Source organism: Sulfurovum sp. bin170, assembly GCF_010892395.1.
In the GTDB taxonomy this organism is placed as follows: Bacteria; Campylobacterota; Campylobacteria; order Campylobacterales; family Sulfurovaceae; genus UBA1140.
Genome location: NZ_JAACKB010000324.1, coordinates 1 through 10250 on the forward strand (window position 1 = coordinate 1; position 10250 = coordinate 10250).

Annotated in this window: 9 protein-coding genes; 3 read left to right on the plus strand and 6 right to left on the minus strand. The window is 37.7% G+C overall.

From position 1 onward, the window contains the following. The 6 genes from GSY74_RS07670 to GSY74_RS07695 all read right to left on the minus strand — a co-directional run. On the minus strand, nucleotides 1–700 hold a 700-nt coding region (locus GSY74_RS07670; RefSeq protein ID WP_164664514.1), incomplete at its 3' end, for an ABC transporter permease. Continuing rightward, nucleotides 697–1341: an ABC transporter ATP-binding protein gene (locus tag GSY74_RS07675; RefSeq protein ID WP_164664515.1), complete on the minus strand. Its 645-nt coding sequence runs from the start codon at nucleotides 1339–1341 to the stop codon at nucleotides 697–699. The genes GSY74_RS07670 and GSY74_RS07675, both read right to left, overlap by 4 nt. Further along, nucleotides 1338–2738: an efflux RND transporter periplasmic adaptor subunit gene (locus GSY74_RS07680; RefSeq protein ID WP_164664516.1), complete on the minus strand. Its 1401-nt coding sequence runs from the start codon at nucleotides 2736–2738 to the stop codon at nucleotides 1338–1340. The genes GSY74_RS07675 and GSY74_RS07680 overlap by 4 nt, the downstream gene beginning before the upstream one ends. Then, the gene (locus GSY74_RS07685) at nucleotides 2735–4102 is read right to left on the minus strand and encodes a TolC family protein (RefSeq protein ID WP_164664517.1); all 1368 of its coding nucleotides are present in this window, start codon (nucleotides 4100–4102) and stop codon (nucleotides 2735–2737) included. Before GSY74_RS07685 ends, GSY74_RS07680 begins: the two co-directional genes overlap by 4 nt. Nucleotide 4103: 1 nt before the next feature. Next, entirely contained in the window at nucleotides 4104–4820 is a 717-nt protein-coding gene (locus GSY74_RS07690) for a hypothetical protein (protein ID WP_164664518.1), read from the minus strand. A gap of 62 nt (nucleotides 4821–4882) precedes the next feature. Beyond that, on the minus strand, nucleotides 4883–5440 hold the full coding sequence (locus tag GSY74_RS07695; RefSeq protein WP_164664519.1) for a DUF4157 domain-containing protein: 558 nt from the start codon (nucleotides 5438–5440) through the stop codon (nucleotides 4883–4885). Between the two features lie 133 nt (nucleotides 5441–5573). Between GSY74_RS07695 and GSY74_RS07700 the strand changes: the two genes are divergently transcribed. From GSY74_RS07700 to GSY74_RS07710, 3 genes are all read left to right on the plus strand, one after another. Then, the gene (locus tag GSY74_RS07700; RefSeq protein ID WP_164664520.1) at nucleotides 5574–7970 is read left to right on the plus strand and encodes an RND family transporter; all 2397 of its coding nucleotides are present in this window, start codon (nucleotides 5574–5576) and stop codon (nucleotides 7968–7970) included. A 163-nt stretch (nucleotides 7971–8133) separates the two neighbouring features. Then, nucleotides 8134–8934, plus strand: a complete 801-nt coding sequence (locus GSY74_RS07705) for an outer membrane lipoprotein-sorting protein (RefSeq protein WP_164664521.1) — start codon at nucleotides 8134–8136, stop codon at nucleotides 8932–8934. A 1-nt stretch (nucleotide 8935) separates the two neighbouring features. Continuing rightward, a complete protein-coding gene (locus GSY74_RS07710) occupies nucleotides 8936–10234 on the plus strand; it encodes a DUF1302 family protein (protein WP_164664522.1) in 1299 nt (432 codons plus the stop codon). Nucleotides 10235–10250 lie beyond the last annotated feature (16 nt).

Sequence of the window (10250 nt, forward strand, 5' to 3'; positions counted from 1 at the left end):
TACTATCTTTGTTATTTATAGATATCGAAACTTCATCAAGCCTGTGAGCTTTTTTATCAAAAGGATTCACAGAGCTAGGAATCTGAATAAAACCACTCATCTTGGAGTGAATAGAAGCGATGCCTATAACCCTAAATAGGTTATCTTTTATTCTCAAAAAACTACCTATATTGATATGCTGTTTTTTAGATAAATCACTACTAACAATAACAACTCTATGGTAGGCTTTTATATCATAAGGAATAATTTTTCTACCTCTTTTTATCTCCAAATTTTCTATCTCTATAAATGAAGCATTTGAGATATATACATCGGCGATAAAATCACTACTGGCAAAAGTTATCAATTTTTTTGGATATTTTATAATGGGTGAGACCAGACCATTGTCTCCTATAATCGCCTCTATAGAGTGGTAATCATCTTGGGTTATATTCTCTTTGATTCTAATGGTATTGAGACCGAAATCTTGAATATTATTAATAGCTTCTTGCTTAATACCCTCACTAACCGAGAGTAAAATCACAATAGAGATAACACCAACCATAATACCAATAACACTAAGCAGAGTATGAACCCAATGGTTTTTGAGCTTTTGAAGAGTTGCGTCTATATCTTTTATTAGAGTTCTTGAAAAACTTGGAATCGGAAGGCTTCGCCTCCGTTGTTCGGGAGTAAACTCTCCGTTTCCAAAAAGTCTCATCTCTTGTCCAATTGAAGTATCTTATCACAATAGTTTAAAGCATCTTTATCATGAGATACCATAATCACACTCTTATCTTTTTCTTTGGAAATATCTTGAAGTATATCTAGTATAGTAGCACTATTTTTAGCATCCAAATTCCCTGTTGGTTCATCTGCAAAAATAATATCAGGATTTCGTATCAATGCCCTTGCAATCGCCACTCGTTGCTGTTCTCCACCTGATAGGGTATGGATTTTTTTATCTCTATAGTTTAGCATCCCAACTCGCTCCAACCACAAAGAGGCAATCTTCTCTATATCTCCTTCTGCTCTTAGACCATACTCAAAAGGCAAAAGAACATTCTCCATCACATTTAGGTGCATCAGCATATTATAAGATTGAAAAATAAAACCATACTGTGCATTTCGGATATAAGAAGCCTCCTCTCTTGATACGGTGGTAATATCTCGACCTTTTAGCAGAACTCTGCCACTATCTGCTCTATCAAGCAGTGCCAATATAGAGAGCAGAGTTGTCTTGCCACAACCTGAAGCACCTGATATACCATAAAAAGTTGAAGCCTCAACCTCTATATTTATATCTGATAAAACTTCTATCTCTCCATATGATTTTGAGATATTTATGCCTTGGAGTATCATCGTATCAGTAAGACCTCACCCTCATTTAGGTTTTTTAACACCTCTATCTGTTTTTTTCCCATTCTTCCAACCTCTATCTCTCTTTTAATACCATCCTTTTGGTTATCGACATAGACAAAATATCTCTCTTGATTATAATGCAGTGCTTCAATAGGAATAGTTAGTCTATTTTTGACCTCATCATAGACAATATCCACCCTCGCAGACATTCCTGAACGCAAAAAACCCTCTATATTTTTAATAGTAATGATGGTTTTAAACCGTTTGGTGCTGTTCTCATTGGCTCTACTATCTGCAATCGTATCAATATAGGTAATGGTTCCATAAAGCACCTTTTTCGGATAGGCATCAAGATAGACCTCTACCCCCATACCCACTTTCACTTTATTTAAATCAACCTCTCTCGTATAGGTTTTGACTATCATCTTATCTGTATCTGGAATCTGCATAAAAGCTTGAGATTGCCAGATGCTATCTCCAATCTCAACCCTTGCTCGTTTTCCCATCTTTGAAATCTCTCTATAGAGTATCACACCATCAATAGTTGCTTTAACATCACACAGTTTGATATTGGTTTTCACCCTCTCCAACTCTTTTTTGAGGTAGTTGAGTGAGTTTTTAGCTTTGCTTACCTGTATCTTTTTATTTTGAAGCTCAAAACTGTTTTGAATTTTTTTACTCTCTAGTGCCTCTTTGAGCTCTTTTAGTTTAATCTCATGCTCACTTTTGAGTTTTTTCCACTCATATTGCAGATAGTTTTTTAGCTTCTCCTTTTTAATAGAAAGTGTCTCTTGCGAATTTTTAAAACGGTTCTCAACCTTGTCTCTCTCTCGTGTACTAATATAACCTTTTTCCAGCAGAGAGTTAAAATCATCCAACTCATCTCTCACAAGATTTAGTTCTCGTTGCTCTCTTACTATCTCTTGTCTCAACTCATTCTCTTTGACTTTCCCACTGCCAAGCTTTACATCTCTTAGGTTGATTTTTGCTATCTGAATCGACTTCTTAATCTTTTGAATATTATCCTCTCCAGCTCTTTTGAACACCTCTAACTCTTTTTTGGTCTTAGAGAGCAGTGCCTCTGCTTGGTTGATTTTGTATCTTAGGTTGTTCATCTCCTCCATAAAAGCAGAGATGTCAAATCTAGCCACTATCTGCCCCTTTTTAACTCTACTCCCCTCATCTATTATCTCTATAATTTTTGCTCTATTGGATGGGATTTCTGATTTTATCTGAACAAATTTGGAGGCTTCAAGCGTTCCATAGTTTGATATTTTCAAACTGTATGAGTCTCTTTTTACCACAGCTTTTCTATACTCTATATTTCTGTTATCCACAAAGAGATAGGAGAGTATCGCCAACGCAAGAGATATAAACACTGCTCCTAACCACTTCATCTCAAAGCCTCTGCTACAAAATCAGCATCTAACAGATTTAAGCTCTTTGCCAATCTAAATATAGCACTATTGTATCTAACCAACGCACCAGCAGAGGATATTTGAGCATTTAGCATATTGCTCTCTGCATCCAATACATCAATATTACTAGATAATCCCCTCTCATATCGTATCTGTGCGACATTCAGAGATTCCCTAGCCTCTCTCTCTTTTAGTCTCTCTATATTCAAAGTCTCTTTGATATTCTCAAACTCATTAAACAGCTCCTCAATCTCTTTTTTTATCACTCTGCGAACTCTCTTTTTATCCTGAAAAATTCTATTTTTGGCAATTTTGAGTCTCTCTATGGCAATCTCCTCATCATTGGAGTCAAAAGAGTAGTCAGAAGAGAGTGAGAGAGACCAACTCTTGTTATCAAACTCCAAAGAGTCTCTAAATCTATCATCTTGGCTATAGGAGTGGTACTTCACATCTACCTTGATATCAGGTAGCATATCTCTGTTGGCATTATAGATTTCTCTATTCAAAATATCCTCATTTATCCGAATAATCTTCCACTTAGCACTATGGTCAATAATCTTATCCCAATCTATGCTAAAACGATAAGAGACCTTTTTTATCTCTTCACTAAAAATATCTCTCTTCTCATCAGAGTCTATAAAAAAAGTCGCTTCACTCAGAGCATTTTTATAGTTTTTGAGTGCATCTTGCTCATTTCTTTTGGCACTGAGATAGGATAGTTTTGCTCTATGGACATCAATCTTAGAGACAATACCAGCCTCCTGTTTCGCTTTTGCAGAGTTATAATTATGCTCTGCTCTTTTGGTCGCCAAATTATAGATAGCTATCTGCTCTCTTCTCAATATCACACTATAATATTTTGATATAGCCCAAAATACTATATCTTTTTTAGCCTCATCTATCTCTATCTTGCTTAACTTCTCTCGCTCTTTTACTTTATATAGAGATAGAGTATTATATTGAGAGCCAAACTTCCCAAAGATAGATTGGGTGTAACCTATGCTACTTTTTAGTGAATACTCTCTTCTATTGCTTATGGTTGATTTGGATTGTGTGGTTGAGAGAGATGAGTATATCTTCCCCCCATAGGTATTTGCTTGGCTACCTTGCAGACCAACAGTGACTCTATCACCATACTCATCTATAGAGAGTGCTGAATCAGGAGTAACCACTACATCATATCTATGCACCACACTAGAGAGGTTTAGTTTGGATAGTTTAGCATTGTCTCTAAGCATTTGTGCCTCATAACTTTGACTTAGTGCTTGATGAATATACTCAACCAAACCCATACCATATAGCTCTATAGAGATAAAAAGAGATAGATAGCGAAACCACTTCAAGCTAGTCAGCTTTTATCGTAGTTGCCTTATCAAGTAACCTTCCACCCTCATCTACCAAATTAACACTCTGTTGACCATCGGGTAGAGAGCTTAGTAGCGTGTCCACATAAAACTCCAATCCCTCATATATCTCTTTTTCAGAGCTAATCACATCAAACAGAATTCCTATAGGGGTAGTTTTTGCAGAGACAAGATACTCAACCACGGTTGATAGGGGGTCGATACCCTCTTTTTTCTCAATATTTAGATTGGATAGAGCATACCACATATCCTGTTTATTTAAATCATGCAGAAGCAGAGAACCCGAGTAGTATATTCTGCCATCTTGTGAAGAGGTCTCAACTGCACCATAGAGTAGAAAATCAGCAGAGGTTAATGCTCTTAAGTTCTCTGCACTTATATCTTTGAGTTTAGATGGAGTTTTTTGACCAAAATTGTAGAGAGCTTGGTCTAATACCTTGGGGTCAATCAGAGAGTAGCCTTTCTGCTCCAGTCTTCCTATGATATTTTTTCTAAAGTAGTCAGCCACAGTAGAAGAGTTTCTATTTGGCACAGGCATTACAGCAATGGTAATATTTGATTTGCTCTTTAAATCCTTTTCAAATTTTTCTGAAATATAGGTATCAAATTTTTTCGTATGATTTGCAGGAGATGGTGAGTTGCAAGAGATGATGAACAGTGCAGATATAGCCGATAACAAAAGTTTAAATATAGACATGTTGTAACCTTTTTTTAGAACAAATTATACAATAAATTCAATTAGATTAAAATATTTTTAAACTATTTCTGAATAGGATTAAGCTCTTTTAGTGCAGGAAAGTTTGTCAAAAATCTTCTCTTTGCACTCTTCATCTGTAGAGCCTTAAAACTCATTCTATCAGCCTCTTGTTCCAGTCCTACATCATTGTTTATCTCTACCTCTCTCTTTCCTTTCATTTGGGTGGTATCACCATAAACTCTTCTCTGTTTCTGCTGTACGACATGCCAAGCTACATGAGCTAACTGATTCTCGGCTCCTGTAGCGAGGTGTATATCCGAACCTTGGGCAAAAGCATCAGCTTTGAGCTGTGCAGGTTCTGAGGAGTTATAATGCACTTTAACATCATCCATCGAGTAGCCAGAGAGAGACTCTATACTGTTTTTTAGAGTGTCAGGCAATCCTGTATTGTTCAGTCTTCTCTGCATCACCTCTTCTCCAAAAATCTCCTCTTGCTCTTTGGATTTCTCCTGCATAAAATGCGTCTGCATCGTCTGCTCTGTTGCTGTTCCACCACTGTTTTTTAAAACTCTATCGTCATTTGATAGATTTTTAATCTTTTTTTGTTGAAAATTTTTCATACATTTTTGCTCCTTTTTAACTTCATTATATCATATCCACACTTTTCTATGAGGCTGATTTGTCAAAGCTTTATCAGTTAACTTTTGGTTCATTTTAAATAAGTACAATAAGAATAAAATCAAAAGGAAATAGATGCACAATCGATTAGAAAGCTTAATGGAAAAATTCGGCTCATTTATCCACGATAATCCCTTCAAGGTTATCTTGGTTTTGATGCTACTTTTAGCACTCCCCATTTCACACCTCCCACAAATCAAGATGGACACCTCCACAGAGGGTTTCATGCATGATGATGACCCAGTTTTGTTGACCTACAACAAGTTTCGTGACCAGTTTGGACGCGATGAGAGAGTGGTTTTAGCCATTAAGAGTGATGAAATTTTCTCTTTGAAGTTTCTACAAACTCTTAAATCACTACATAAGGATATAGAGACCAAAGTACCTTTTGTTGAGGATGTGACCTCTTTATATAATGTAAGGAATACACGAGGTGATGGAGATAAGCTCATCACTGATGATTTGCTAGAACCATTTCCTACCACTCTGGAGCAGGTTGAGAGCATCAAACAGAGAGCCATGAGTTCTCATTTCTACAAAGATTTGCTAATCAGTCAAGATGGCAAGATGACGACTATTCTAATCGAAACGGATGCTTACTCTCATGAGGGGGAGACTAAAATCGCTGATGAGGATGCTTTTGATGAGGGCTTTGGCGACTCTGCTCCTACAGATAATAAGCCAAAAGCATTTTTGACCGATGCTGAGAATGCTCAACTGATTAACTCAATATTGGCGATTGCTGATGAGTATAGAGCCAAGGGGCTAGAGGTGTTTGTTGCAGGTTCTCCCTATGTCAATCATGATTTGAAATTGCAGATGAAATCAGATATGCAGAAATTTATGTTGATTACCTTTGTGATTATTTTGGTTTTTTTATTGCTGATATTCAGACGAGCTTCGGCTGTTTTTTATCCTATTTTGGTGATTATATTTGCACTCCTATCAACGATTGGGACGATGGCATGGGCAGGGGTGGCGTTTAAACTGCCGACACAGATTGTCCCTTCACTTCTGTTGGCTGTCTCTGTAGGAGCAACGGTACATATTCTCTCTATCTTTTTTGATAGATTCAACGAGAGTGGCAACAAAAAAGAGGCTCTATCTTATACGATGGGGCATTCAGGACTGGCAATCGCCATGACCTCTGTTACCACAGCGATTGGTGTTGGTTCATTTGCAGGGAGTGAGGTTGCACCCATCTCTGACCTTGGGATATTTGCTTCATTTGGGGTGATGGTCTCTTTGGTGCTGACCTTGACCCTGTTACCTGCACTTCTCTCCATTACAAAACTAAAACCAAAAACAAAAACGGAAGCAGGAAGACTAGACAAGTTGATGAAAAAATTAGCTACAATTCCTGTTAACCATACCAAAACTGTACTAGTTGGCAGTTTTCTGCTCGTCGCCATCGCCCTTATCGCCTCTACACAGGTAGGATTATCTCACAATCCTCTAAAATTTTTTCAACCAGATAATATGACTAGAGTCTCAACTGAGGTGATAGATAAACAGATGAATGGTACAGTGACTATTGAAGTGGTGGTTGATACAGGCAAGGAGAATGGTTGGGTTGACCCTGTGAGATTGGAGAAACTAAATCAGTTCTCAACCAAACTGGAGTCTTATGTCGATGAGTATACCCATGTAGGGAAAGTTATCTCACTAGCAACTATTGTCAAAGAGACCAATCGAGCCTTGCATGAAAATCAAGAGAAGTACTATAGCATCCCAACCGATGCCAATCTTGTCTCACAAGAGCTTCTGCTGTTTGAAAACTCAGGCTCTGATGACCTTGAAGATATGGTCGATTCTCAATTCTCAAAAGCTAGAATCACGATTAAGTTACCTTGGATAGACTCGATATACTCCATTAAGGTACTTGATTTTGTCAAAGCAGAAGCAGTCGCAACATTCAAAGGTGACAAGGTGGAGGTGACAGGAATGACTCCTCTGCTAAATAGCACCTTTGTTAACTCCATAAACTCATCGGTTAGCAGTTATCTTATCGCTTTTATCGCCATCACTTTTATGATGATGCTGATTTTAGGCTCGGTTCGTATTGGACTCTTTAGCATGATTCCCAATCTAGCACCTATTATTGTAGGGCTTCTGCTGATGTATGTGATGAATATCCCACTTGATATGTTTACACTGCTGATTGGCTCCATTGCTATTGGACTGGCAGTGGATAACACAATACACTTTATACACAATTTTAAGCGATACTACTTGGAGAGTGGAGATTCAGCCAAGGCGATCGAGCAGACATTCTTTACTACAGGAAAAGCGATGGTGATTACAACACTGGTTCTCTCTTTGGGCTTTTTCGCCTACCTGAGTGCGAATATGATTTCTGTGCAGAACTTTGGGCTCTTGACAGGGGCTGTTATCTCGTTTGCACTTCTTTCTGATTTGTTGTTAGCACCTGCTTTGATGATTGTGTTGGCTAGATGGGGTTGGATTAAATAAAACTAGGAATCGGAGGGCTTCTGCCTCCGTTGTTCGGGTGTAAACACGCCGATTCCGAAAATGCAGATTGCATATAGGGAAACGATGGCTTCAGCCTCGCTAACTCATTGGCATTGGAGTAAACTCTCCGCTTCCAAAATATATAATAAATTAAACGAAAAACATGAAAACAAAAAAACTACTATTTTTACTAGGAGTAGGTGCATCACTATTAACAATACCTGCAGTAGCAGAAGAGACAGATGCAAGAGCCATTATGGAAAAAGTGGATGCTAGAGATGAGGGAGATACCTTAGAGCAAGATATGATGATGGTTCTCATTGATAAAAATGGAAAAGAGAGAACGCGTGACATAAAATCTTATGCCAAAGATTTTGGAGAAGATAGTCACAAAACCATGTTCTTCAAAAGTCCATCAGATGTTAAAAATACAGCATTTCTGACCTATGATTATGATGATTCTGTCAAGGATGATGACCAGTGGCTCTATCTACCAGCACTTAAAAAGGTAAAAAGAATCCCATCAACAGACAAAAGTTCAAGCTTTATGGGTTCAGATTTTTCCTATTTTGACATGACCGACCGTGATTTGGAGGATTATGATTTTAAACTGCTCAAAGAGACACAAGTTCGTGGGCATGATGCGTGGATGATAGAGTCAACTCCTAGAAATCAAGAGATTATTGATGAGTCTGGGTATGAGAAGACGATTGCTATTGTGCGAAAAGATAACTATATGGTTGTTCGAGCGATTAATTTTATGAGCAGTGGAAAGAAGAAGTATCTTGATATTAAAAAGATTCGTGAAGAGAGTGGAATTTGGTTGATTGATGAGATGACCATGACCACCAAAAAAGGGAAAAGAACTCTGCATAAGACAATATTGTCGTTTGATAATGTAACGCTAAATGGTAAGATTGATGATGGGGTGTTTACTACGAGACGACTGGAAAAAGGACTCTAGGATGCGAATAGCTCTAGGCTCTCTTCTCTTGGTCTCTCTGCTTGGGGCTGAAAATATTGATGATATGATGGATGGTTTTGATGATAAACCAGTCACAAAAAAAGCTCAAACAATTGAGCCTAAGATTGAAGATGACTTAATGGATGGTTTTGATGATGATGCAAAGAAAATCTTTGATGCCAAAACTCTGCATTGTGGTACAGATTTGCCAAAAGAGGATAAAAAATCATATAGTTTGACAGGCAAAATAACTGAACAGGTTGCCTACTCTTATAGTGATGATGAACCTCATGATGATTTCTCTTCATTAAAAACTTCACTGTTTTTGGATTATGAGTATAAGTTTGAGAATGGTTTCAAGTTTAAGACAAATGGAAAAGCCTACTATGATGCTATTTATGATATTAGAGGAAGTGAGAAATATAACTCTGATGAGCTTGATGAGTTGCGTAGTGAAGTAGAGCTTTTTGATGCTTATATTGAGGGAAGTCTTACAGATAATTTTGATATGAAACTCGGTCGTCAAGTGGTGGTTTGGGGGCGAAGTGATACGATTCGTGTAACAGATGTACTCAATCCTATTGATAACCGTCGCCCTGGGATGGTGGACATTGAGGATTTGCGTTTGCCTGTCACTATGGCAAAATTTGACTATTTTGTGGGCGATTGGCGTATTACCCCTATCGCTGTTTTGGAGCAGAGATTTACCAAAAATCCACCATTTGGTTCAGCATTTAACCCATCTCCAAGACCAATGCCAAAAGATAAAGACTACTTTGAAGTAACCCCTGCAATGAGCATTGGTGGTGAGTTTTCGGGTTGGGATGTTAACTTTTACTCGGCACAGATTTCTAAAACTGAAGATGAGAAAGTAGAGATGTATGGAACGGCTCTTAATATATTGAGTGGTTCATGGCTTCTGAAATCAGAATTTGCCTATTTTGATGATGAGACAAAAGAGAAACATGGACTATTGGGTCTGGAGTATAATGGGGTTTCGGATACTCTAATCTCGTATGATATAGCTCTTAAAAAACAGGATGGGATAGATGAGCAGTATCAACACGCTTTTCGTGTGAGTTCGGATTTTATGAATGCAACGCTAAAAGCTAACTATCTTATCTCTCTGTTTGGTTCAAAGATGGATGAGGGTGGATTTCAGAGGGCTTGGGTGAAATATGATATTGCTGATGGTATTTTTGCCAATGTTGGGGTTGTTGATTATATTGGTGGGTCACAACAGTTTGATGCTGTGTCAAATAATGATATGGCATTTGTTGATTTGACTTATAGTTTTTAATATTGAAATGAATGGA